The organism is Paraburkholderia sp. 2C, from assembly GCF_054589215.1.
This window is the reverse complement of sequence record NZ_BAAILL010000036.1, coordinates 79058-103940: the sequence shown is the minus strand read 5'-3', so window position 1 is coordinate 103940 and position 24883 is coordinate 79058. Positions and strand designations below refer to the sequence as shown.

The 24883-nt window shown below is 64.9% G+C and carries 23 protein-coding genes and 1 pseudogene; 12 read left to right on the top strand and 12 right to left on the bottom strand.

Translation table 11 applies throughout. From position 1 onward, the window contains the following. Positions 1-62: 62 nt before the first annotated feature. A complete protein-coding gene (locus tag ACYPXD_RS13105) occupies positions 63-704 on the bottom strand; it encodes a CoA transferase subunit B (protein WP_459711779.1) in 642 nt (213 codons plus the stop codon). Positions 705-706: 2 nt separating this feature from the next. Beyond that, positions 707-1411, bottom strand: coding sequence for a CoA transferase subunit A (locus ACYPXD_RS13100; protein ID WP_459711775.1), 705 nt, complete (start codon positions 1409-1411; stop codon positions 707-709). Between the two features lie 293 nt (positions 1412-1704). Between ACYPXD_RS13100 and ACYPXD_RS13095 the strand changes: the two genes are divergently transcribed. Next, the gene (locus tag ACYPXD_RS13095) at positions 1705-2250 is read left to right on the top strand and encodes a LuxR C-terminal-related transcriptional regulator (protein WP_459711773.1); all 546 of its coding nucleotides are present in this window, start codon (positions 1705-1707) and stop codon (positions 2248-2250) included. 76 nt (positions 2251-2326) lie between these two features. Here ACYPXD_RS13095 and ACYPXD_RS13090 read toward each other — a convergent pair whose 3' ends face one another. Then, positions 2327-2761, bottom strand: a complete 435-nt coding sequence (locus tag ACYPXD_RS13090; RefSeq protein WP_459711771.1) for an acyl-CoA thioesterase — start codon at positions 2759-2761, stop codon at positions 2327-2329. Between the two features lie 130 nt (positions 2762-2891). Next, complete coding sequence (locus tag ACYPXD_RS13085; protein ID WP_459711769.1) at positions 2892-3671, bottom strand: SDR family oxidoreductase; 780 nt, start codon at positions 3669-3671, stop codon at positions 2892-2894. A 120-nt stretch (positions 3672-3791) separates the two neighbouring features. On the opposite strand from ACYPXD_RS13085, the gene ACYPXD_RS13080 reads away from it, so the two are divergent. Beyond that, positions 3792-5465: an electron transfer flavoprotein-ubiquinone oxidoreductase gene (locus tag ACYPXD_RS13080; protein ID WP_459711767.1), complete on the top strand. Its 1674-nt coding sequence runs from the start codon at positions 3792-3794 to the stop codon at positions 5463-5465. A 53-nt stretch (positions 5466-5518) separates the two neighbouring features. Here the strand turns inward: ACYPXD_RS13080 and ACYPXD_RS13075 are convergent, their stop codons facing one another. From ACYPXD_RS13075 to ACYPXD_RS13060, 4 genes are all read right to left on the bottom strand, one after another. After that, on the bottom strand, positions 5519-7042 hold the full coding sequence (locus ACYPXD_RS13075) for a tetratricopeptide repeat protein (RefSeq protein WP_459711765.1): 1524 nt from the start codon (positions 7040-7042) through the stop codon (positions 5519-5521). Positions 7043-7235: 193 nt separating this feature from the next. Next, the gene (gene aroC / locus ACYPXD_RS13070) at positions 7236-8336 is read right to left on the bottom strand and encodes a chorismate synthase (RefSeq protein WP_459711763.1); all 1101 of its coding nucleotides are present in this window, start codon (positions 8334-8336) and stop codon (positions 7236-7238) included. A gap of 198 nt (positions 8337-8534) precedes the next feature. Next, positions 8535-10472: an MFS transporter gene (locus ACYPXD_RS13065; RefSeq protein WP_459711761.1), complete on the bottom strand. Its 1938-nt coding sequence runs from the start codon at positions 10470-10472 to the stop codon at positions 8535-8537. 303 nt (positions 10473-10775) lie between these two features. After that, complete coding sequence (locus tag ACYPXD_RS13060; protein WP_459711758.1) at positions 10776-11228, bottom strand: CBS domain-containing protein; 453 nt, start codon at positions 11226-11228, stop codon at positions 10776-10778. 259 nt (positions 11229-11487) lie between these two features. Between ACYPXD_RS13060 and ACYPXD_RS13055 the strand changes: the two genes are divergently transcribed. From ACYPXD_RS13055 to ACYPXD_RS13045, 3 genes are all read left to right on the top strand, one after another. Then, positions 11488-12912: an O-acetylhomoserine aminocarboxypropyltransferase gene (locus tag ACYPXD_RS13055; protein ID WP_459711756.1), complete on the top strand. Its 1425-nt coding sequence runs from the start codon at positions 11488-11490 to the stop codon at positions 12910-12912. Further along, positions 12909-13745 carry an alpha/beta fold hydrolase gene (locus ACYPXD_RS13050; RefSeq protein ID WP_459711754.1) on the top strand — a complete coding sequence of 279 codons (837 nt, stop codon included), beginning with the start codon at positions 12909-12911 and terminating at the stop codon, positions 13743-13745. Before ACYPXD_RS13055 ends, ACYPXD_RS13050 begins: the two co-directional genes overlap by 4 nt. Before the next feature lie 99 nt (positions 13746-13844). Continuing rightward, positions 13845-14171 carry an Mpo1-like protein gene (locus tag ACYPXD_RS13045; protein ID WP_459711752.1) on the top strand — a complete coding sequence of 109 codons (327 nt, stop codon included), beginning with the start codon at positions 13845-13847 and terminating at the stop codon, positions 14169-14171. 67 nt (positions 14172-14238) lie between these two features. Here ACYPXD_RS13045 and ACYPXD_RS13040 read toward each other — a convergent pair whose 3' ends face one another. Beyond that, positions 14239-15597 carry a YihY family inner membrane protein gene (locus tag ACYPXD_RS13040; protein WP_459711750.1) on the bottom strand — a complete coding sequence of 453 codons (1359 nt, stop codon included), beginning with the start codon at positions 15595-15597 and terminating at the stop codon, positions 14239-14241. 121 nt (positions 15598-15718) lie between these two features. On the opposite strand from ACYPXD_RS13040, the gene wrbA reads away from it, so the two are divergent. The 3 genes from wrbA (at position 15719) to ACYPXD_RS13025 (ending at position 17803) form a co-directional block, all read left to right on the top strand. Continuing rightward, entirely contained in the window at positions 15719-16321 is a 603-nt protein-coding gene (gene wrbA / locus ACYPXD_RS13035) for an NAD(P)H:quinone oxidoreductase (protein ID WP_459711748.1), read from the top strand. Between the two features lie 32 nt (positions 16322-16353). Next, positions 16354-16761 (top strand): DUF2069 domain-containing protein, encoded by a 408-nt coding sequence (locus ACYPXD_RS13030; protein ID WP_459711746.1) that lies wholly within the window; start codon positions 16354-16356, stop codon positions 16759-16761. Positions 16762-16981: 220 nt separating this feature from the next. Continuing rightward, positions 16982-17803 carry a metallophosphoesterase gene (locus tag ACYPXD_RS13025; protein WP_459711744.1) on the top strand — a complete coding sequence of 274 codons (822 nt, stop codon included), beginning with the start codon at positions 16982-16984 and terminating at the stop codon, positions 17801-17803. Positions 17804-17821: 18 nt separating this feature from the next. Here the strand turns inward: ACYPXD_RS13025 and ACYPXD_RS13020 are convergent, their stop codons facing one another. Together ACYPXD_RS13020 and ACYPXD_RS13015 are read right to left on the bottom strand one after the other, a co-directional pair. Further along, positions 17822-17983 carry a hypothetical protein gene (locus ACYPXD_RS13020; RefSeq protein WP_459711742.1) on the bottom strand — a complete coding sequence of 54 codons (162 nt, stop codon included), beginning with the start codon at positions 17981-17983 and terminating at the stop codon, positions 17822-17824. Positions 17984-18201: 218 nt separating this feature from the next. Beyond that, a complete protein-coding gene (locus ACYPXD_RS13015; RefSeq protein WP_459711739.1) occupies positions 18202-19140 on the bottom strand; it encodes a LysR family transcriptional regulator in 939 nt (312 codons plus the stop codon). Between the two features lie 158 nt (positions 19141-19298). On the opposite strand from ACYPXD_RS13015, the gene ACYPXD_RS13010 reads away from it, so the two are divergent. The 4 genes and pseudogenes from ACYPXD_RS13010 to ACYPXD_RS12995 all read left to right on the top strand — a co-directional run bounded on the left by ACYPXD_RS13010 (position 19299) and on the right by ACYPXD_RS12995 (position 24246). Continuing rightward, entirely contained in the window at positions 19299-20957 is a 1659-nt protein-coding gene (locus tag ACYPXD_RS13010) for an efflux transporter outer membrane subunit (protein WP_459711737.1), read from the top strand. 16 nt (positions 20958-20973) lie between these two features. Continuing rightward, positions 20974-23178 carry an FUSC family protein gene (locus ACYPXD_RS13005; RefSeq protein WP_459711734.1) on the top strand — a complete coding sequence of 735 codons (2205 nt, stop codon included), beginning with the start codon at positions 20974-20976 and terminating at the stop codon, positions 23176-23178. Beyond that, entirely contained in the window at positions 23168-23368 is a 201-nt protein-coding gene (locus ACYPXD_RS13000; protein WP_459711732.1) for a DUF1656 domain-containing protein, read from the top strand. The genes ACYPXD_RS13005 and ACYPXD_RS13000 overlap by 11 nt, the downstream gene beginning before the upstream one ends. Positions 23369-23380: 12 nt before the next feature. Continuing rightward, positions 23381-24246, top strand: a pseudogene (locus ACYPXD_RS12995) (efflux RND transporter periplasmic adaptor subunit). Positions 24247-24315: 69 nt separating this feature from the next. Here ACYPXD_RS12995 and ACYPXD_RS12990 read toward each other — a convergent pair. Further along, positions 24316-24883, bottom strand: a 568-nt coding sequence (locus ACYPXD_RS12990) for a helicase-related protein (protein ID WP_459711729.1), incomplete at its 5' end; no start/stop codon positions are given.

The window sequence follows — 24883 nt, the reverse complement described above, 5'->3', positions numbered from 1 at the left end:
CCCCCCCGCTTCCATCTTCGCAACGCGATCGAATCGACGATCGAATCGATCAACCGATCCGGTCAGTGCACCGCGCTCACATCGAGCGGCGCGCCCGTCTTCGCCTTGATCTCATCGACGCTCACGCCCGGCGCCAGTTCGACGAGCTTCAGACCGTTATCGGTCACGTCGATCACGCCGAGATCGGTGATGATGCGGTCGACAACGCCGACGCCCGTCAGCGGCAGCGTGCATGCATCGAGAATCTTGTGCTGATCGCCCTTCGCGACATGCTCCATCAGCACGATGACGCGCTTTACGCCCGCCACCAGATCCATCGCGCCGCCCATGCCCTTGATCATCTTGCCCGGGATCATCCAGTTCGCGAGATCGCCGGTCTTGCTGATCTGCATCGCACCGAGGATGGCAAGATTGATGTGGCCGCCGCGGATCATCGCGAACGAATCCGCCGACGAGAAAATCGACGAACCCGGCAGCGTCGTCACCGTCTGCTTGCCGGCGTTGATCATGTCCGCATCGACTTCGTCGTCGGTCGGGAACGGTCCGATGCCGAGCAGACCGTTTTCCGATTGCAGCCACACTTCGATACCCTTCGGCACGTGATTCGCAACCAGCGTCGGCAAGCCGATGCCGAGGTTCACGTAGAAGCCGTCCTGCAATTCCTTCGCCGCACGCGCGGCCATTTCGTCACGATTCCAGGCCATGGTTACTCTCCTTTCGCGCGGGTCACACGTTGTTCGATGCGTTTTTCCGGATGCGCATTGAGCACGAGCCGCTGCACGAAGATGCCCGGTGTATGGATCGCGTCCGGATCGAGTTCGCCGACTTCGACGATCTCTTCGACTTCCGCGACCGTGATATGTCCCGCCATCGCGCACATCGGATTGAAGTTGCGCGCGGTGCGGCGATAGATCAGATTGCCCGACTTGTCCGCCTTCCACGCCTTGACCAGCCCGACGTCGGCGGTCAGCGAATGTTCGAGCACATAGTGGTTCTCGCCGAACTGGCGCGTTTCCTTGCCTTCCGCGATCACGGTGCCGAAACCGGTATTCGTGAAGAACGCCGGGATGCCCGCGCCGCCCGCGCGCAGCTTTTCGGCGAGCGTGCCTTGCGGCGTGAATTCGAGTTCGAGTTCGCCGGCAAGGAACTGGCGCTCGAACTCCTTGTTCTCGCCGACATACGACGAGATCATTTTCTTGATCTGGCGCGTTTCGAGCAGCAGCCCGAGACCGAAGCCGTCGACGCCCGCGTTGTTGCTGATGCACGTAATGCCCTTGACGCCCGAGTCGCGCAGCGCGGCGATCAGTGCCTCAGGGATGCCGCATAGGCCGAAACCGCCGACGGCAAACGTCTGCCCGTCCTTGACGATGTCCTTGAGCGCTTCGGCGGCGCTCGGATAGACCTTGTTCATCAATATGTCCCTTCCTTGAATGGAAATCCAGAATCGGCCAACGCGCGTTCAACCTGCAATCGGCGATCCGATCGACGTGCATCGGGCAACGCCCGAAACGTCATTCTAGTCACTGGCAGCAAGCGGTGTACAAACCGGCCGAACATCCGTGTGCGGCTTAAGCTGCACATCGGCGAATCGGATGGGATCGGATGCCGCACGCCGCCGCGACTTGCGTTGTCGTGCCGAAAGGGTACGACGCGCGAGCATTGCGGCACAATACGCAAAAATACATAAGTATTCGCACCGCATTCATGTCCGCCCTGGATTACCAAACCGCGTTTCACCTCGCGCCGATCGGCCTCGTGCTGTCGCGCGCCCGCATCATCGAAGACTGCAACGACGAGCTCGCGTCGATTTTCGGCTGCCGGCGCGAGGCGCTGATCGGCCAGTCGTTTCAGGTGCTGTACCCGTCGGCCGATGAATTCGAGCGGATCGGCGAGCGCATTCCGCCGATCATGACCGCGCAAGGCAGCTATGCGGACGACCGCATCATGAAACGTGCAAGCGGCGAACTGTTCTGGTGTCATGTGACCGGCCGCTCGCTCGAGCGCGCGGATCCGCATGCGGCGGGCGTGTGGACCTTCGAGGACCTGAGTGCGACACGGCGTGTCGCCGTCGAACTGACGCCGCGCGAGCGTGAAATCGCCGCGCAGCTCGTCACCGGCAAAACCAGCAAGCAGATCGGCAGGATTCTCGATATCAGCTCGCGCACCGTCGATGTGTACCGCGCCCGGCTGATGCGCAAGTACGACACGGGTAACGCGACCGAACTGCTGCAGCGGTTACTGGGGCACTGAAGCTGGTGCGCGCGGGTATGCGCCGATCAGCGTTGCGGGATCGCGGCGTGACCACGGGATGGCCACGGGGCGGCCATCAAGCCGTCGCCTGCGCAAGCGGCGCCTTTTCGATCACCGCGCGCAGCTTCTCCGGCATCGGCACCGACTTGCCTTCCTTGTAGTTGACCCACACACAGCGCGCGCCGCCGCGCGCATAGACAGTGTGCGGATCATCGGCGCGCGTGAGCACGAAGCCTGTATCGAAGCTGCTGCGCCCCGGCGTGCCGACCGACATCCTGCCGATCACATCGCCCGGATACTGCAGCTGTTTGAGAAATTCCATCGACGCATTGACGATAACCGGCCCTTCAACGTCGCCGATGCCCACCGGCAGGCCGACGTGCTCGAGCCAGCTCACCCGCAACTGCTCCATATAGCGAAAATAGACCGTGTTGTTCACATGGCCGAATGCATCCATGTCGCCCCAGCGGATCGGCAGCGACATTTCGAATACTGCGTGGTAATCGTTCATCGAAATCTTCCGGAAAAAACTGACGCAACCAGGCGGGCGCAACCGAGCGGACGCAACCAAGCGGACGCAACCGCGACTTTCCGATGATCGCGGCTGATCGAGGCGCGCGGCGGCGCCGAAACGAACTGGCTTACGACAAGCCGAAACCGTCGTCGGCGGAGATGACCGCGCCGTTGATGAACTGCGATTCGTCGGCAGCCAGCATCAGCAGCAGGCCGTCGAGATCCTCAGGCTTGCCGACGCGGTGGCGCGGCAGCATCGAGATCAGCTTCTGGCCTTGCTCGGTCGACCAGTGATGATGGTTCATTTCGGTTTCGATGTAGCCCGGGCAGATCGCGTTCACGTTGATGCCGTGCCGGCCCCACTCCTGCGCCATGGCTTTGGTCATATGGACGACGGCCGCCTTGCTCATCGCGTACAGGCCGACCTGCGGCAGCACGCGCAGGCCCATGATCGACGCGATATTGATAATGCGGTACGGCGGCTTGCCGCCGCTGCCCGCGCCGCGCATGATCATCCGCTTGGCGACTTCCTGCGCGACGAAAAACGCACCGCGCGTGTTCGTATCGAACACATATTCGAAGTCGGCAGGCGTGACATCCGCGAGACGCTGCGTGGTCGATACGCCGGAGTTGTTGACGAGAATATCGATGGTGCCGGCCTCGGTTTCCGCATGCGCGACCGCGGCCTTGATGCTTTGATAGTCGGTGACGTCGAGCGACACGACATGCGCCGCGCCGCCGGACGCTTCAATTTCGGCGCGCAATTCCTTCAGGCGCTCGACGCGGCGGCTTGCCAGCACGACTTTCGCGCCGGCCTGCGACAGCACCTGTGCGAACCGCTTGCCAAGCCCAGTGGACGCGCCGGTGATCAGCGCGACCTTGCCTTCCAGATTGATCGAACGGCCCATTGTGGTTTTCCTGAATAATAGTACGATCGTGCTAATAAGACTGCATTCGGTTGCAGCGTCGGAACCGTTCGCCCACAATACGATCCCGAAAAAAGCATTCTAACGGTAAGAGGAGTTTCAATGACCCCCGCAAGTCTCATCGAGCAATACGGTCCGCGCGAGTCGATGGAATACGACGTCGTGATCGTCGGCGGCGGGCCTGCCGGGCTTGCCGCGGCGATCCGTCTCAAGCAGCTCGCGCAGGAAAAAGGCGTGGAAACCAGCGTCTGCGTGCTCGAGAAGGGATCGGAGATCGGGGCTCATATCCTGTCGGGCGCGGTCATGGATCCGCGCGCCATGTCCGAGCTGATTCCCGACTGGAAGGAAAAAGGCGCGCCGCTTACCGTCGAAGTGACCGAAGACCGGTTCCTGTTTCTCTCCGAGACCAAGGCGACCTCGGTGCCGAACTGGGCGCTGCCCGACAACTTCAAGAATCACGGCAATTATGTGATCAGTCTTGCGAACGTCACGCGCTGGCTCGGGCAACAGGCCGAGGCGCTCGGCGTCGAGATCTTCCCGGGCTTTCCGGCGGCCGAGGTGCTGTACGGCGACGACGGCTCGGTCAAAGGCGTCGTGACCGGCAATATGGGTATCGGCAAGGATGGCGAGCCGACCGAAAATTTCCAGCTCGGCATGGAGCTGCACGCGAAATACACGCTCTTCTGTGAAGGCGCGCGCGGGCACCTCGGGCGCCAATTGCAGGACACCTTCAGGCTGCGCGACGGCGCCGATCCGCAGGTGTACGGCATCGGCATCAAGGAACTGTGGGAAATCGACCCGGCGAAGCACAAGCCCGGCCTCGTGATCCACACCGCGGGCTGGCCGCTCGATACCGAAACGTACGGCGGCTCGTTCCTCTATCACATCGACAACAACCAGGTGATGGTCGGCTTTGTCGTCGGGCTCGGCTATACGAATCCGTATCTGTCGCCGTTCGAGGAATTCCAGCGCTACAAGACGCATCCGTCGATTCGCGCGTTTCTCGAAGGCGGCAAGCGCGTGTCGTACGGTGCGCGCGCGATCACCGCGGGCGGGCTGCTGTCGCTGCCGAAGCTCGTGTTTCCGGGCGGCGCGCTGGTCGGCGACGATGCGGGCTTTCTGAACGCATCGCGCATCAAGGGCAGCCATGCGGCAATCAAGTCCGGCATGATGGCCGCCGATGCCGCGTTCGACGCGCTGCAGGCGGGCCGTCAGGCCGACGAGCTGACCGCGTATCCGGACGCGTTCAGGCAATCGTGGCTGCACGGCGAGTTGCATCGCGCGCGCAATTTCAAGCAGTGGATGAGTAAAGGGCTTTATCTCGGCACCGTGATGGTGGGCATCGAGCAGAAGCTGTTGGGCGGCAATGTGCCGTGGACGCTGCATCATCAGCATTGGGACCACGAAACGCTGAAGCCCGCATCCGAGTGCAAGCCGATCGATTATCCGAAGCCCGATGGCAAGCTGACCTTCGACCGGCTCTCTTCGGTGTTCGTCTCGAACACGAATCACGAGGAGAATCAGCCGGCGCATCTGACGCTGAAAGATCCGTCGGTACCGGTCGATGTGAACTTCCGGACGTACGCGGGGCCCGAGGGCCGCTACTGCCCCGCCGCGGTCTACGAGTTCGTCAAGGGCGACGACGGCAACGAGCGCCTCGTGATCAATGCGCAAAACTGCGTGCACTGCAAGACCTGCGATATCAAGGACCCGACGCAGAACATCGTGTGGGTCACGCCGGAAGGCGGCGGCGGGCCGAATTATCCGAACATGTAGTGCGCAGCGATGCGTCGCGGCAAGGCGGTGGCGCCGCGGTGCTTCGCTACTTCCTATGAGCGATGTCCGTCGGCAGTCGCCGCGGCTAACGCTTCGACTCTCGCTTTAACCCGCTCGATCACTGGCGCCCATGCGCCCACCGATGGCTGGCGGTATAGCTCGAGCGAGCCATACCACGGCGTGCCTTGCGTTTCATTGCCCCAGAACCACGCCGACACGTGGTCGATCATCAGGCAAGTCGGCACGCCGAGCGCGCCGGCCAGATGCGCAGGGCCGCTGTCGATCGTCACAACGAGGTCGAGATTCATCATCAGCGCGGCCACATCGTCGAAGCCCGCGCCGAAATGCGCAGTCGGGTCGACGATATTCACGCCGTGCGCGCGCCATTGCGCGACGGTCGCTTCGCGGCCCGGCGACAACGCAAACCAGGTGACGCCCGGCACTGCAAGCAGCGCTTCGATCTGCTCGACAGGCACCGAACGACGCGCATCGCGCACATGCGCCGGGTTGCCGTTCCAGACGATACCGACGCGGCACACGCGGTTGTGCCGATCGGCTTGCGGTCCGCTTGACTGACTGCTCGTTGCGGGCGCAACGATATAGCCGCGCCATGCTTCGACACGCGCCGGGTCGGCACTCAGATACGGTTGCGCCCAACCGGCCGCATCGTGAATGCCGAGATACAACGGCAAGCTCATCAGGCCGCAATGGAAATCGGGATGCGTGTCGAGACTCGTTTCGAGCTTGACGTCGGCCGGCAGCATGCGCTCGAACAGCGCGCGCAGCGGCCCGTCATGGCCGAATATCACGCGACCGCCTTCGTCGCGCGCGCGTTGCGCGAGAAGCGGCACAAAGCGCGCCGCCCACAGGCAATCGCCATGTCCCTGCTCGCCATAGACGACGAGTGTCCTGCCCTCGAGCGGCTCGCCGCGCCAGTGCGGACTGAGCGCGGCAAGCGCCTGTTGCGCGTTGCCGATGCCGTCGTCGAAAGCAAGACGCGCCTCGTAGTGCGGCCACGCTTGCGCGAAGCGGCCCGCGCGGATTTCGAGTTCCGCGAGGTCGAATTGCGCGGGCGGGCTGTCCGGCGACAGTTCGAGCACACGGCGCAACAGCGCTTCGGCTTCGGCAAAGCGGCCCTGTTCCTTGACACACAACGCGAGCTTGTGCAGCACGACCGGATTGTTCGGCGCGACGCGTGCCGCTTCGAGCAACAAGCGCTGCGCTTCGTTGAAATCGTCGCGCTGTTGCATCGCGGCCGAGCGCCAGACGAGCGCGTTCGCATCGGCGGCGTCGCGGGCGAGCAGCAGTTCGGTCGCGGATTCGACGAGCGGCCAGTCGCGCACGATAAACGCGGTCTGCGCAATTTTAGGCAGCAATGTGGGGTCGCTCGACGCGTCGAGACGCCATGCGCGCACGAACGCGCTCAACGCGTCGCGCAATCGCTGTGCGTCGCGACCGGCCTGCGTGAAGAGCGCGTTGCCGTACGCGAGCCAGTCGGCGGCCACCGCGTTCGGCGCCGTGGCGCGCGCGTGAAGTTGCGCCAGGGCATCGGCGCTGGAAGGTGTGGAGGCTGTCATCGTTATGCTCCACGGACAGTAAAACGGTGAAACCTTATGCTTGTGTTCGCGACCCGCCGGCGGCCACCAGCGGCCACCGGCGGCTACCGGCGGCGCGAGCCGCGGCCCGTAGCCCGGAAATGCGCGGGAAACGCACAGGAAATGCACGCGGCATGCGTGCAACATGAGTGCGACGTTACCGCGCTGCTGCCTGTTACGGCGCCTTCGCGGCGATCCTCGGTGTCGCGACAACCACGTCGCCGCATTGCGCGCGATGCCGCAGTGCGTGATCGATCAGCACCAGCGCGAGCATGGCCTCGGCGATCGGCGTCGCGCGAATGCCGACACACGGATCGTGCCGCCCGAATGTTTCGACGATAGCCGGCTCGCCGGACTTGTCGATCGATCGGCGCGGCGTGCGAATGCTCGAAGTCGGCTTGATGGCGATCGAGACCGTGATGTCCTGCCCCGTCGAAATGCCGCCGAGCACGCCGCCCGCATGATTGCCGACGAAGCCTTCGGGCGTGAGTTCGTCGCCATGCACGGAGCCGCGTTGCGCCACGCTCGCGAAACCCGCGCCGAGTTCGACGCCCTTCACCGCGTTGATGCCCATCATCGCGTACGCGATATCGGCGTCGAGCCGGTCGAACAGCGGTTCGCCGAGGCCGACCGGCACACCGGATGCAACCACGTTGATGCGCGCGCCGATCGAATCGCCCTCTTTGCGCAGCGCGTCCATATACGCTTCGAGTTGCGGCACGATCTCGGCATTCGCCGCGAAGAACGGATTCTCGCGCACATGCGCCCAATCGACGAACGGCACGTCGATCTCGCCGAGCGCGGACATATAGCCGCGAATCTCGGTGCCCAGATGCTCGCGCAGCCACTTCTTCGCGACCGCGCCCGCCGCGACGGTCGGCGCAGTCAGACGCGCCGACGAGCGGCCGCCGCCGCGATGATCGCGAATGCCGTACTTCTGCCAGTAGGTGTAGTCGGCGTGGCCGGGGCGGAACGTTTCGGCGATGTTGCCGTAGTCCTTGCTGCGCTGATCGGTATTGCGGATCAGAAGCGCGATCGGCGCGCCGGTGGTCTGCCCTTCGAACACACCGGACAGGATCTCGACCTTGTCTTCTTCCTGACGCTGCGTGACATGGCGCGAGGTGCCCGGCTTGCGGCGATCGAGTTCGAACTGGATATCGGCTTCGACGAGGGCCATGCCGGGCGGGCAGCCGTCGATCACACAACCGATGGCGGGGCCATGCGATTCGCCGAAGGTCGTGACGGTGAAGAGCGTACCGAACGTGTTGCCGGACATGAGCGTCGTCCAAAGTAAAGCGGGGAGACCGATATTATGCCAGCCTGGCGTGCGCCCGGTCCCGCGCCGCGAGTGGACGCAAGTGGATATCGGGCAGCGCATTGCTTTGGCGCGCGCCGTCGGTGTGCGCCGCGACGTCCGTCAGGCCGCGACCGAGGTGCGCTCATTTGTGCGCTTTTTGCCCGCTCATTTACCAACTTATTTGCGCGCGCCTCGCAACTCCGCGACGACCTGCTGCAAACCCTCGGGCGTAACCTGCGCCGGCTCGAGCGGCTCGCCGACCGCAAGCGTGAGCCGGCTCATCACGCCCTTGTGCACAGGCCGCGGCCATTGCGAATCGCTGCCGCGCGAAAACACGCTGCCCCACAAGCCGCGCAGCGCTATCGGCAGAACCGGCGCCGGCTCGCGGCGCAAGATCTCCGTCACGCCGTGACGGAACGGATTGATATCGCCGGTTCGCGTGAGCTTGCCCTCCGGAAAGATGCAGACGAGGTCGCCCTCCTTCAGGGCCTGCGCGCACGCATCGTAAGCGCGTTCGAGCAAGGCGGCATCTTCATGCCCGGGCGCGATCGGAATCGCCTTCGCGTGCCGGAACAGCCAGCCGACGAACGGCGTGCGAAAAATCCGATGATCCATCACGAAGCGGATCGGCCGCGGGCTTTCGGCCATGATCACAATCGCATCGACATAGCTCACGTGATTGCACACCAGCACCGCGGCGCCCTCTTCCGGAATACGCTCGGCGTGCACGAGGCGGATCCGGTAAAACGTATGCACGAGCAACCACGCGACGAAACGCAGCAGAAACTCCGGCACGAGCGAATAGATATAAATGGCGACCACGACATTGAGCAGCGCGGTCACGAGGAAAAGCCCCGGAATGCCGACGCCCGCCGATGTCAGCGCCACCGCCATCAGCGCCGAAACGATCATGAACAGCGAGTTCAGAATGTTATTCGCGGCGATAATGCGCGCGCGATGGCTCGGCACGCTGCGCGCCTGAATCAGCGCATAGAGCGGCACGCTATAGAAGCCGCCGAACATCGCAAGCAGGAACAGATCGGCGAGCACCCGCCAGTGTGCGGGCAGCGCAAGAAACTCGGCAACCGACAGCAGATGCGCCGCGCGCGGCAGCGTGTGGCTCGCGAAAAACAGGTCGATCGCAAAGACGCTCATGCCGATCGACCCGAGCGGCACGAGCCCGACCTCGATGCGGCGCTTCGACAGCCGCTCGCACATCAGCGAGCCGATGCCGATGCCCACCGAAAACGTCGCGAGCAGCACGGTCACCACATCGGGGTTCGCGGACAGCACATCCTTCGCGAAACGGAAAAACGACGACAGAAACGTCGCGCCGACAAACCACAGCCAGGAAATGCCGAGCAGGCTCAGAAACACCGTACGGTGTTCGCGCGCGAGCTTCAGATTGCGCCACGTTTCGCTGACGGGATTCCAGTTGATCTCGAGGCTCGACTGCGCGGGCCTCGACGCAGGCACGAAGCCCGACACGACACGGCCGATCACCGCAATCGCGAGGCAGCCGCCCGCGAGAATCGCTTCGCTGTGCGCGGCAAGGCCCGCCGCCGCGCCGCCGACGATGGTCCCGAGCAGAATCGCGACGAAGGTGCCCATTTCGACCAGCCCATTGCCGCCGACCAGTTCGGGCTTCTCCAGATGCTGCGGCAGATACGCATACTTGACCGGGCCGAAGAGCGTCGAATGCACGCCCATCATGAAGGTGCACAGGTACAGCAGCGGCGCGCTATGCAACCAGAAGCCCGCGCCGCCGACGAGCATCACGCCGATTTCGAAGGTCTTCACGAAACGCGTCAGCATCGCCTTGTCGTACTTGTCGGCGATCTGGCCGGAGGTCGCGGAAAACAGCACGAACGGCAGGATAAAGATGGCGGAGATCAGAAACGCGGCCGTATCGGGATTGACGCCCGAAAAGCGCGCCGCCTGATAGGTGACGAGCGACGTGAAGCCGATCTTGAACACATTGTCGTTCATCGCGCCAAGGAACTGCGTCCAGAAGAAGGGCGCGAAGCGCCGCTCGCGCAGCAGACGGAACTGCGATTCGTGCGCGTGCCCTTCACGGGCGGCACGGCGGGCGGCGGGTAGCGGTCGATCGCTCATCGGATACGGAAAGCGGAGTATCGGCAGAAGCCGGAAGGCACAATGTAAGGTAGACAACGGGCCGCCAGTCTGCCAGCTCGGTGATGGCGCTGAACGTGGACACAAAAAAGCGCACGCTTTCGCGCGCGCTCCGATGCATCGTCAGCCGCCCTGTATCAGCAAAATCGCGACGGGATCGTGGATAACCCCGGCGAGGCTCACTCCGGGATAACCCGTACCCTACACCAAACCACCGGTGCAGTAGCGTGAAACCGGCAAGCGAGTCGGATGGCGTGCGGCGTGGCCGACGCCGCAGGCTCGATTTTACTGTGCCGGTTCCCGCTCTTCCGGCCAGTCGCGGATATAGGCTTTCAGCATGCGGTTCTCGAAGCCCTGTTCTTCCACGACCGCCTTCGCGACGTCGTAGAACGAGATCACGCCCATCAGCGCACGGCTTTCCATGACCGGCAGATAGCGCACATGATGCTCGAGCATCATGCGCCGCACTTCGTTGACGTCCGTTTCCGGCGTGCAGGTGAGCGGATGGTCGTCCATGATCTTGCGGATCGTCGTGGTGCCGACGCTGCCGCCGTTGCGCGATAGCGTAAGGATGATTTCGCGGAAGGTCAGCATGCCGACCAGATCGCCGTACTCCATCACGACAAGCGAGCCGATATCGTGTTCGGCCATCGCGTCGATCGCGTCGTTGAGCGGGGTGTCGGGTGTCACCGTGAATAAGGTGTTTCCCTTCACTTTGAGGATATCGCTGACTCGCATGATTCGTCTCCTGATGATGCGCGGATAGGCTTGGATGGCATTATTTTTGATGCTAGCGGAAAGGCCCCTAAAAGGAAAGCAGCGAGGCAAGGCGCGGGTGAGCCCGGTTCCGCCAGCCATGGGCGGATGGCGCAAGCGGCAAGCCCGGCGATGAACCGGCCTGCAAGCCCGGCACACCAGGCCTCTCCGGCGCGACCACGCGGGTGATACGATGGCCACACCCCCACCCTCCGCGCGGCTTTCATGCCCTGCCGTTCCGATGCCAGCCAACCGTTTCGATACGCTCGCGCTGCATGCCGGCGCGGCCCCGGATCCGACCACCGGCGCGCGTGCGACGCCGATCTATCAGACCACGTCTTTCACGTTTCGCGATACCGACCATGCGGCCGCGCTCTTCAACATGGAGCGCGCGGGCCATGTGTACTCGCGGATCTCGAACCCGACCGTCGCCGTATTCGAGGAACGCGTGGCCGCGCTCGAAAACGGCGCGGGCGCGATCGGCACGGCCAGCGGCCAGGCCGCGCTGCACCTTGCCATTGCGACGTTGATGGGTGCGGGCTCGCATATCGTCGCGTCGAGCGCCCTTTACGGCGGCTCGCATAATCTGCTCAGCTACACGCTGCCGCGCTTCGGCATCGAGACGACCTTCGTCAGACCCGGCGATCTCGACGCCTGGCGCGCGGCCGTGCGGCCCAATACGCGCCTGCTGTTCGGCGAGACGCTCGGCAACCCGGGCCTGGAGGTGCTCGATATCGCAGCGCTCGCGCAGATCGCGCATCAGCAGCGGGTGCCGCTGCTCGTCGATTCGACGTTCACGACGCCCTATCTGATCAAGCCGTTCGAGCACGGCGCCGACTTCGTCTACCACTCGGCGACCAAATTCCTCGGCGGCCACGGCACGACCATCGGCGGCGCACTGGTGGACGGCGGCACCTTCGATTTCGCCGCGTCGGGCCGCTTTGCGGAGTTCACCGAGCCGTATGCGGGCTTTCACGGCATGGTGTTCGCCGAAGAAAGCACCGTCGCGCCCTTCCTGCTGCGCGCGCGCCGCGAGGGGTTACGCGACTTCGGCGCGTGCCTGCATCCGCAAGCCGCCTGGCAATTGCTGCAGGGCATCGAAACCTTGCCGCTGCGCATGGAGCGTCATGTCGCGAACACGCGCAAGGTGGTCGACTTTCTTGCCGCGCATCCGGCTGTGGTATCGGTCGCCTATCCCGAGTTGCCGTCGCATCCGGACCATGCGCTTGCGAAGCGTCTGCTGCCGCGCGGCGCGGGCGCCGTGTTCAGCTTCAATCTGCGCGGCGACCGCGCGGCAGGCCGCCGGTTCATCGAGGCGCTCGCGCTCTTTTCGCATCTCGCGAATGTCGGCGATGCGCGCTCGCTGGTGATCCACCCCGCATCCACCACGCACTTCCGGATGGACGCGGCCGCGCTCGCGGCGGCCGGCATCGCGGAAGGCACGGTGCGGCTGTCGATCGGCCTCGAAGACCCGGACGATCTGATCGACGATCTCAAGCGGGCGTTGAAGGCAGTGCAAAAAGCCGCTGGTGCTGGTACCGGTGCTGGTGCTGGTGCCCGTGCTGCTACCGGCCCTGGCGCAAAGAACCAGCCACAGCCCGCGACCGGCACACCCGCCACCTCCCCCAGGGCGCAATGCAATGCCGCGCACAAGGAGTCCCCATGATTGTCGACGTGAACGGCAAAGCGGCCTACGCCTACACGGGCGGCAAACCCCTCGACCCGGCGCTGCCGACGGCCGTGTTTATCCACGGCGCCGAACACGACCACAGCGTCTGGGCGCTGCAAACGCGCTACTTCGCGCATCACGGCTTTGGCGTGCTCGCCGTCGATCTGCCCGGACATAGCCGCAGCGCGGGCCCCGCGCTCGCCAGCATCGGCGCACTCGCCGACTGGCTCGCGGCGCTCCTCGACGCGACCGGTACCGCCCGCGCGTGGGTGGCCGGCCACAGCATGGGCTCGCTCGTTGCGCTCGACTTCGCGGCCCGCTACCCCGAGCGCGCAACGCATCTCGCGCTGCTCGCCACCGCCGTGCCGATGACCGTTTCCGACGCGCTGCTCGACGCCGCACGCGAGCGCGAAACCGAAGCAATCGACATGGTCAACCAGTGGTCGCATTCGACGATCGCCGCGAAGCCGTCGTGCCCCGCGCCAGGCTTCTGGCTGCACGGGATGAACCAGCGCCTGATGGAGCGTGTCGCGGCAGCCGGCGAGCCGCGCCTCTTTCATACCGACTTCAATGCGTGCAACGAATATGCGGACGGCCTCGAACGCGCCGCGCGCGTGCGCTGCCCCGTGCGGATAATCTCCGGCAAGCGCGACCTGATGACGCCGCCGCGCGCCACCCGCGCACTGGCCGAGGCGTTCCGCCAATCGCAGGTACCGTTCGACATCGTCGCGCTCGATGCCGGCCATGCGCTGATGGCCGAACAGCCCGACGCGACGCTCGATGCGCTTTTTTCGTTCGCCTCCACGTTACCTGCCAGCGTACCTGCCTGAGCGGTTACGCACCATTAGCCGAATGGCCAGGTTGCGCGCGCGAATGGAACGCCGCACAATGAATTCGTGCCTGCAAGCGGCAACGCACGGGAGCTGAAGATGGATCCGCATTCCACGCAAAATGAACCGCACTTCGCGAGCTTCGCCGAGTTCTATCCGTACTACCTGGAAGAACACCGCAATCTGACGTCGCGACGTCTGCACTTTCTCGGCTCGCTCGGCGTCATCGGCTGCGTCGCGCTGGCGCTCGCGTCGGCCGACTGGATGTGGCTGCCGGTGGCAGTCGTATGCGGGTACGGGTTTGCATGGGTCGGGCATTTCTTCTTCGAGAAGAACCACCCCGCCACATTCCGCCATCCGATCTACAGCCTGATGGGCGACTGGGTGATGTTCAAGGACATCTGCTCGGGAAAGATCTCGCTGTAGCCGCAATCGCAACCACTCGTGCAGCCGCGCCGGAGGCCAGCAGCCTCTAGCCGCGCATGTCGGCCCGTCAAGCCACCCGATGGGGCATCGCCGACGTCCCGCGTGCGCCGTCGTCGGCCTGCTGCGCGGCGCGCTCTTCCGCACGTGCCGCGATCAATGCGGCAAGCGTGACATCGAGCTTGTCGTTTTCGAGCGCCGCGAGCAGCGTCGCGCCGTGAACATGCGTCGAATCGAGATTGGCCTGATACGCGAGTTCGCCGCGATCGATCACAAGCAGATCGTAGAGCTGCCGCACGGTGATCTGATTCGGGTTCGCAAGCAGCACGTAGTGCGGCTGCGAGCCGTTCTCGTCGAGCGGCACGATCCAGCCGACCGTCTCGAGCTGCTGCAGGAGGCGCACGATAGTGTCCATGTCGCGGCGAAGCATGCGCGCGAGTTCGGCCACCGTGTAGCCGCGCGAGCCGGTGTCGCGCGCATCGCTGAGCGTCGCGAGCAGCTCGAGCGCGTAGAGCAGATCGCCGCCAGCAAAATAAGGACGGTGGAATTGCCCGATGCGAATCGCGGGCAATGCCGACGCGATCATCGCGCCCACCAGGGTGATGAACCAGCTCAGGTACATCCATAGCAGGAACAGCGGCACTACCGCGAAGGCGCCATACACGGCCGTATAGCTCGGTATGCGGCGAATGTAGAAACCGAAGCCGCGCTTCGCGAACTCGAATGCGATCGCGGCGCACAGCCCGCCCACCGCCGCATCGCGCCATTCGACGCGGCAATTCGGCAGGTACATGTACATCAGCGTGAACGCGAGCACGGTCAGCGGCAGCGCGGCGCCTGTCAGCGCCCATTCGATCATCGACGGAATGTGTTGCGTCGCCGTGTACGCCATCGATCGCGTAAACAGATACGACGAAATCGACAGGCTCACGCCGATCAGCAGCGGCCCGAGCGTCAGGATCGCCCAGTAGACGAGCACGCGCTGCGCGAACGGCCGCGCCTTGCGCACACGCCAGATCACGTTGAAGGCCGATTCGACCGTCATCATCGTCATGACCGAGGTGACGAGCAGCACGATCATGCCGATCGTCGTCAGGCCCTTCGCCTTCGACGCGAACTGGTTCAGGTACTTGAAGATCTGGTTGTTGAACTGCGCCGGCATCAGGTGGTCGGCCAGAAAGCCCTGCAGCGAACTCTGGAACGATGCAAAGATCGGAAACGCCGTGAAGAGCGCGAAGGCGACTGTGGCAAGCGGCACGAGCGAGAGCATCGTCGTGAATGTCAGGCTGCCGGCCACCTGCGGGATACGGTCTTCGCCGCTGCGCTGCGCGGCGAATTGCGCGAGACGTTTCACCGTATCGAAGTCGACACGCAAGCGGGACAACAGGGGCAATACGCGCGACAGCAAGCCGAGCTCCTTCCACTTCATCGATCTCTCCGAAACGCCGCCGTGCCGGGGTTGACCCCGAGTTTGACCCCGAGTTTGACGTGACTGCGTGGCATGAGCGCCGGACCCAACCCCTATAATACCCGTTCACTAAAAAGAGCTTATGAAAGACATCCTCGTGCTTTACTACAGCCGGCATGGCGCGACACGCGAACTCGCGCTCGCGATCGCGCAAGGCGTCGATAGCGTTCCCGGCATGCAGGCGCGCGTGCGCACGGTCCCGCCGGTTTCGACCGTTTGCGAGGCAACCGCGCCCGACATCCCGAGCGAAGGCCCGCCGTATGCCGAGCTGCGCGATCTCGAAGAGTGCGCGGGCCTTGCTCTGGGCTCGCCGACGCGCTTCGGCAATATGGCCGCGCCGCTCAAATACTTTCTCGACGGCACCACGCCGCAGTGGTTATCGGGCGCACTCGCCGGCAAGCCCGCCTGCGTGTTCACGTCGACGGGGAGCCTGCATGGCGGACAGGAAACCACCCTGCTGTCGATGATGCTGCCGCTTCTGCATCACGGCATGCTGATCGTCGGCATCCCCTACACGGAAAGTTTGCTCAACACGACGCAGACGGGCGGCTCGCCGTATGGCGCCTCACACCACGCGCGCGCCGACTCCGCCGCACACGGCATTTCCGCCGACGAGAAAGCCCTCGCGATAGCGCTCGGCACACGCATCGCGCGCACCGCGGCGTCGATGACCGAACGTCCGTAGGCGCGCTCGACAACAAGGCGCCCCGCATACCGATGAATACACCACGCCCGCCTGCCACGCCAACCGCCGCGCCGCGCGCATCGGCGTGGGCCGCTTACGGCGCAACTGCATCACTCGTCTTGCTGATTGCGTTGTGCGTCGGTTGGGAATGGCGCATCGCGCCGTTGCGTCCCGGCGGCTCGGCGCTCGTGTTGAAGGCGCTGCCGCTGCTGCTTGCGCTGCCGGGCGTCTGGCGCCGCCGTCTCTATACGCTGCAGTGGGCATCGATGCTGGTGCTGCTCTATCTGATGGAGGGCATCGTGCGCGGCATGAGCGACCGTGGTCCGAGCGCGTCGCTGGCATGGCTCGAAGCGTTACTCGCGGTGCTGTTTTTCGCGTGCGCGTTGGCCTATGTCGGACCGTTCAAACGGGCGGCGCGGCGCGCGAAGAAAGCGGCGTAGTTCGCGCAAAGGGCGTCACACAAAAGCGCCTCGCAAGAGCGCCATGCAAAGGGCGCCACGCATCAGCGCATGCATAAGCGGCAAGCACAAGCGGCAAGCACAAGCGCGACACGAGACACCGCACACGAAGGTGCTACGCTAGACGAAGCACCACCCACGCCGCCACCGTGCGGCATGAACGGAACACGCCGCCCGCGCGCGGCGCATGGGAGCCGTATCGATGAAGATTCGCGTGCTGTCCGATCTGCACCTCGAGCACGACGAGCCCGACGTCATCCCGCACGCCGATGCCGACCTGATCGTGCTCGCGGGCGACATCCACAATCACGCACAAGGGTTGCGCTGGGCCGCGCAAACGTTCGATGGCGCGGTGCCGGTCGTCTATGTACCGGGCAATCACGAGTACTACGACGGAGAGTTCGGCGCGCTCGAATCGGCGATGCACGACGCCGCGCATTCGGTCGACAACGTGCACTTCCTGAACAACGCCGCGCTCGTCGACCCGCTCGGCCAATGGCGCGTGCTCGGCACGACCTTGTGGACCGACTTCGAACTGTACGGCGCGCAACCGGATGCGCGCGCGGCGTCGATTGCCGCCGCCCAGCGCGCCATGCTCGACTACCGCGGGCTGATTCAGGTTGCGTGGGGCAACGCGGGGAACACCAACGAAGAACCGAGCACGCCTCGCCCTTTCACCCCCGCCGATTCGCTCGCGCTCCATGCACGCGCACGCGCGTGGCTCACCGAGGCACTCGCGCAACCGTTCGCAGGCAAGACCATCGTCGTCACCCATCATGCGCCGCATCGGCGCAGCCTCGCGGCGAAATATGCGAACGACCTCGTATCGGCAGGCTTCGTCAACGACCTGCCCGAGTTGGTGCGCGAGCCCGTCGCGCTGTGGATCCACGGCCACACGCATACCGCTTTCGATTACGTCGAGCACGGCACGCGCGTTGTCTGCAATCCGCGCGGCTACTTCGACAGGCGTACGCGTCAGTTCGAGAACGGGCAGTTCAGCTGGACGAAGGTAGTGAAGATTTAGCGGAAGCGAAAGGCCGAATCAGAGACTGCTCGCATCATCCCTGCGCGCCGGCTGCATCGTTCTGACTTTCACCGGCACGAGCCGCGGCTGTGGCCGCAGGCGTCGAAGCACGTCGCGCGACGCGGCAACCACGATCAGTCCAAAAATAACAGCGACACCGATCATCAGATGCGTATCCATGTTTTCCTCTTCTTGCCATTCGTTGCGGATGGGTGGCGGATTGCGTCGTGCGCCGCCGCGGGAGCCGGCAGCGGCATGGACTCCACGTTAGCAAAACCGGTCCGCGTGGAAAGTAAGGAAGTGTTGCGATGCAACGGCATCTGTAACGTCGTACGGAAGCGGCAAGCGGACCGGCGCCCGCCGCGCGCCGCTTGCCCCCGACGCGCCGGGGGGGTCGATCAGGTACGCGCGAACTTGCGCAATTCGGCGTGATCGTTGGCAAGCGTCGCGGGTAACCCGTCGCGCAGATACTCGACCCACGTGCGAATCTTCGCGTCGAGATACTGGCGCGACGCATAGAGCGCATACAGCGTCATTTCCTGCGACGTGTACTCGGGCAGCACCCATACCAGCTCGCCGCTGCGCAGTCCCGCAATGGCCGAGTAGAGCGGCAGGAGCCCGATGCCCATGCCTTCGCGCACCGCCACCGCCTGCGCTTCCGCGACATTCACCTGGAACGAGGCCGGTCCGAGCGCAACGGTCTCCTGTCCGCTCGGACCGTCGAACATCCATTCGTCGGTCGGGAAAATCGGCGTGAGCAGGCGCAGGCACACGTGGTGGCGCAAATCCGCCGGCGTTTGCGGCACGCCGTTGCGCTCGAGATACCCCGGCGACGCGCACGTGATGCTGAACACACTGCCCAGACGCTGCGACACGAGCCCCGAATCGGGCAGGTGCTGCGCGAGCACGAGCGCAACGTCGTAACCTTCGTCGAGCAGATCGGGCATACGTTGCGCAAGCGTCAGTTCGACGTGCACCTCCGGATAGATCTGCTGATACCCGCCTACCGCCGGCACGACGTAGTGCTGACCAAAACTCGTCATCGCATGGACTTTCAGCTTGCCTGACGGGCGCGCGTGCGCGTCGCTCGCTTCCGCCTCGGCCTGATCCACATACGCGAGAATCTGCTCGCAACGCTGCAGGTAACGCTCGCCGGCCTCCGTGAGCGCGATACGGCGCGTGGTCCGATTCAGGAGGCGCGTGCGCAAATGTGCTTCGAGGTCCGAAACAGCGCGCGACGCATACGCAGTGGTGGTGTTGAGGTGCTGCGCGGCAGCGGTGAAACTGCCCGCCTCGACGACGCGGGAAAAGACGCGCATGTTCTGGAGCGTATCCATGTCGATCCTTGACTACCTGTGGAGCCGATTGTTGCACATACTGTAAGGGCGATTATCGCAAATCCGGTAAAGATGCGTTACACCTTTGCCCATTATTCGCTAATCAGCTGAAAAATATAATGGCGAACAGCGTTTCATAGTCAATTAGGGAGAAAATCGTGCAGTTTCCGGTGATGAATGGGATCGCCGCGTTCGCCGTTCTTGCGATCTCGCTAATAATTGCCGGCTGCGCGTCTCCCGGAAACGTGGCGCCGCAAGCGCACAGCAACGACCCCATGTCGCTCGATGCGGGCGCGGCGATTCGCGCCGCCGATATCGACGCGCAATGGCCCGCCGTCGACTGGTGGCGTGCCTACAAGGACCCCCAACTAAACAGTTGGGTAGAAGCGGCGCTGGCCGGCAATCCGACGCTCGGCGTCGCGCAGGCGCGCGTGCGCAATGCGCAGGCGCTCGCGGCGGTCAATGCGGCCGCGCTTGCCCCGCAGGTCAACGGCAATCTGTCCATTCAAGGGCAGCATTGGCCCGATAACGTCTATTACGGGCCCGGCCCGCTCGCCGACCAGACCACGTGGAATAACACGGCGGCGCTGAGTCTGTCGTACCACCTCGACCTGTGGGGCCGCGACAAGAACGCCGCCGAAGCCGCGCTCGACCTCGCGCATGCAAGCGCGGCCGATGCACGCGCCGCACAGCTCGAAATCGAAGCGAACGTGGTGCGCACGTATATCGACCTGGCGCTGAACTACGAGCTGCTCGACATCGAGAAAAGCACGCTCGCGCAACAGCAGCAGGTCGCCGACCTCGCGAACCGGCGGCTCAAAGGCGGCCTTGGCACGCAGCTCGAAGTCTCGCAGGCCGAAACGCCGCTGCCCGAGTCGGAGCGGCGCATCGATGCGCTCGAAGAGGAAATCGCGCTCGGCCGCAATCAGCTTGCCGCGCTCGCCGGCAAAGGGCCCGGCGCGGGCGACACGATCACGCGACCGCAACTTGCGTTGAACGGCCCCGCCGGCCTGCCGTCGGCGCTGCCCGCGGAGCTGCTCGGCCATCGTCCCGATATTGTGGCGGCGCGCTGGACCGTCGCGGCGCAGGCGCGTGGCATCGACGTCGCGCACGCGGACTTTTATCCGAATATCAATCTGCTCGCATCGGTCGGCGGCTTCGCCGCGATGGGGCCGTTCTTCCAGTTTCTGCATGCGCAGAACGGCCAGTGGACCGCGGGGCCGGCCGCGTCGCTGCCGATTCTCGACGGCGGGCGTCTGCGCGCGCAGCTCGGCGCCGCGTCGGCCGGCTACGACATAGCCGCCGAGCAGTACAACCAGGCGATCGTCGGCGCGTTGAAGCAGATTTCCGACCAGGTCGTGCGGATCCGCTCGCTTGAAACCCAGGCGAAGGAAGCGCAGCGCGCCGTCGATATCGCGACGAAAAACTATCGTCTCTCGCGCGAGGGCTACCGGCGCGGCCTGACCGATTATGTGAACGTGCTGATCGCGCAAACGCAGCAGCTGCGCGCGCAGGAAGGCGTGGCGCGCGTGCAGGCCGACCGGCTGAACGCACGCGCGACGCTCGTCGCGGCACTCGGCGGCGGCCTTGCGGAGCCGGCCGATGGTCCGTCGGAAGCGGATACCTGGCCCGCGAGCGAACGCCGCAAGGCGGCTAAGCGCGCGAGCGCGGCCAATGCCGCTTCCGATGCGGCAGCCGTTGCTCCCGCAGCACGCGATACGTCGAGTGCTGCGCAGCCAGCCGCACCGCATTCCGCGTCAGCGCGTGCGGCTGGCGCCGCGCCGCTGAACGCAGCGACAGCCGCGAAAGCGCCCTGACCGCGGAGCGCTCGCCATGACCACACCGTCCTCCACGCCAGACGCCTTGTCGCTGCCGTCGCTCCGCGCGGCGTTCTCCGACTGGGCGCGCACCGACGGCCGCAACTGGATCTACATCCTGAAGGCGCTGACTGCGGCCTTTCTCGCGATCGGCATCGCGATGAAGCTCGAGATGCCGCAGCCGCGCACCGCGATGACGACCGTCTTTATCGTGATGCAGCCGCAAAGCGGCGCGGTATTCGCGAAGAGCTTCTACCGGATCGGCGGCACGCTGGTCGGCCTCGTCGTGATGCTCGCGCTGCTCGGTCTTTTTCCGCAGCAGCCCGAACTGTTCATTCTGTCGACGGCCCTGTGGGTCGGCATCTGCACGGCCGGCGCCGCGCGCAATCGCAACTTCCGCTCGTACGGCTTCGTGCTGGCCGGCTATACGGCCGCGCTGATCGGCATTCCCGCTTCGCAACACCCGGACGGCGCGCTGCTGTCCGCGTTGACACGCGTCTCGGAAGTGCTGCTCGGCATCGTCTGCGCGGGCACCGTCAGCGCCCTGCTGTTTCCCGAACACACGGGCGAACTGGTGCGCACGACCGTGCGCGCGCGCTTCAGCTCGTTCGTCGATTACGTCGGCAACGTGCTCGGCGGCCGTATCGAACGCGCGCAGATCGAAGAGACCAATGCGCGCTTCATTGCGGATATCGTCGGCCTTGAAGCGATGCGCAGCATGGCTGTGTTCGAAAGCCCCGAATCGCGGATGCGCGGCGGGCGCCTCGCGCGGCTCAATACCGAGTTCATGGCGGCGTCGACGCGTTTTCACGCGCTGCATCAGCTGATGAACCGTCTGCATAGGCAGAGCGCATGGGTCACGATCGACGCGCTCGAACCGTATTTCCGCGAAATCGCGCCGCTGTTGCACCGGCAGTCCGGCGAGCCCGTGCGTACGGCCGCCGATGCGATCCATTCGGCCGAACAGCTCGAAGCGTATAAGACGGAGCTGCCCAAACGCATTCGCGCGACGCGCGCCGAACTCGCCGTGCATCCCGATGAGCCGCTGCTCGACTTCGATACGGCATCCGAACTGCTCTACCGCTTTGTCGAGGATCTGCACGCGTACACGGCCACCTACGCGTCGCTTGCGGTCCCCACGCATGCGCGCGAGCGCTGGATCGAGCGCTACGAACCGAAGACGAATCCGCTGACGGCCGGCATCTCGGGCGTGCGCGCCGCGATCGTGATGTGCGTGCTCGGCGCGTTCTGGATCGCGACCGCGTGGCCGAGCGGCACGACGCTCACGCTCAATGCGGCGGCCATCTGCGCGCTCGCGTCGTCGTCGTCGAATCCGCCGCGCATGGCCTGGCAGATGGCCGTCGGCACCACGCTGGCGTCGTTGATGGCGATGATTCTCACCTTCGGCATCTATCCGCATATCGATGGCTTTGCGCTGCTGTGCGCGGCGCTCGCGCCATTTCTCGCGCTCGGCGTGTTCATGACGACGCGGCCGAAGCTGGCCGGCTACGGCGTCGGCTACTGCATCTTCTTCTGCTTTCTGGCGGGCCCGGACAACGTCGAGATCTACGATCCGATGAGCTTTATGAACGACGCGCTCGCGCTCGTGCTGTCGATGCTCGTCACCGCGGTCGCGTTCGCGGTGCTGCTGCCGCCCTCCACACCGTGGCTGCGCAATCGCCTCCTGATCGACTTGCGCCGACAGGTGGTGGCCGGCTGCCGCGGCAGCGTACGCGGGCTGCGCACGCGCTTCGAAAGCGGCGCGCGCGACCTGATGTTCCAGATCAACGCGCTGGCGGCCGACGAGCCCGAAGTGAAGCGCGAAACACTGCGCTGGCTCTTTGCCGTGCTCGAAGTGGGCAACGCGATCACCGACTTGCGCCGCGAGATCGACGAACTGCCGCGTGAGCCGCGCTATGCGCGCATGGCGCCGTGGCGCATCAAGCTGCGCACAATGCGCGACGACGTCGGCCGCCTGTTCGAAACGCCGACCGCGCAGCGGCTCGATATCGCGCTCGCCGCGACCGGCGCCGCAATCGACGCCGTCCAGCAGATGCTCGCCGAAGTCGCGCCGGAACGCGACGAACGCCACCGGATGCAGCGCATCCTGAGCCACGCGCACTTCGTGCGCAGCGCGCTGCTCGACCCTCAATCGCCGCTTGCCGAACTTGACGGCAACGGCACCGGCCATCCGCCACCAGGAGCTCGCCATGCCTCGTGAGGTCGCAATCCTCGACGCGTACATGCCCGCCGTCATCGTGCTGTTTTTCGCCGGCGCGGGGCTGACATGGATGATCGACCGCGTGCTCGCGCAACTCGGCGTGTATAGCGTCGTCTGGCACCCGTCGCTGTTTCGCGCGAGCCTGCTCGTTTGCGTGTGCGGCGGCCTGGGTCTCGCCGTTTATCGTTGAAAGAGCCGAAACATGACCATCCGTAACATCCTCGGGTTTATCGCGACTGCGGCAATTTTCGTCGTCGCGGTGCTGATCGGCCGCGCGCTGTGGGTCCACTACATGGACGAACCGTGGACGCGCGACGGCCGCGTGCGCGCCGAAGTGATCAACATCGCGCCCGATGTGTCGGGCGCCGTCGTCGAGCTGCCGGTGCGCGACAATCAGTTCGTGAAGAAAGGCGATCTGCTGATGCAAATCGATCCGTCGCACTATCAGATCGCGGTCGAGCAGGCGCAGGCGGCTGTCGCCGCGCGCAAGGCCGAATTGCAGATGCGCCGCGACGACGCGAAGCGGCGCGCGGATATGGATAGTCTCGTGGTGTCGAAGGAATCGCGCGAAAACGCCACGCATACCGCCAACTCGGCCGAGGCGCAGTATCAGCAGGCCATCGCGGCGCTCGATGCAGCGAAGCTCAATCTCGAGCGCACGCGCGTCATCGCGCCCGTCGACGGCTATGTGACGAACCTCAACGTCTATCGCGGCGACTACGCGATCGCGGGTCGGCGAAGCTGGCGATCGTCGATAGCCACTCGTTCTGGGTCTACGGCTACTTCGAGGAAACCAAGCTGCCGCACGTGCGCGTCGGCGACGCGGCGGAAATGCGGCTCATGAGCGGTGGCGTGCTGCGCGGGCACGTCGAGAGCATTTCGCGCGGCATCTACGACCGCGACAACCCCGAAAGCCGCGAACTGCTCGCCGATGTGAACCCGACCTTCAACTGGGTTCGCCTCGCGCAGCGCGTGCCGGTGCGCATCAGGATCGATTCGGTGCCCGACGGCGTGCTGCTGTCGGCCGGTACGACATGCACGGTGGTGGTGACGCCTTCGAAGAAGTAGACGCTTCGACGGCGGAACGGAGAAAGACAGGACGCCGGGCCGTCGAGGCCCGGAAAGTCACAGGGAAGATCAGGAAGACGAAGAGGTCTTGCGCGGCATGCCGAAGCCGCCAAGCAGCGCGGCGAGCGGCTGCTTCGACGCGGGCTTTTGCGGCACGCCGTCGGTCTCGTCGCGCTTCGCCGATGCCGCGGACAGCGCGCTCGGCGAAGGCTCGTACGGCTTCAGGAAGAAGTCGTCGATCGGCGGCTGACGGTGCGCATGCGAGGCGCCGCGCTCGAAGCCGCCGCCCGTGCGGCGCCGGCTGCCGCGGTCATCGCGCTCGTCGCGCCCGCGCCGGGCGCCGCGATCGTCGTGATGGTGCCGCACCGGCGCGTCGACCACGAGCCGTTGCACCTCGAGCGGCCGTTTGATCAGCTTCTCGATGTCCTGCAACTGCTTGCGTTCGTTCGCGCTGAATAGCGACAGCGCGTCGCCCGACGCGCCCGCGCGGCCCGTGCGGCCGATCCGGTGCACGTAGTCTTCGGCATTGAACGGCAAATCGAAGTTGATCACGGCCGGCAGTTCGGCGATATCGAGACCGCGCGCCGCGACATCGGTGGCGACAAGCGCTTCGATCTCGCCGCGCTTGAAGGCGTCG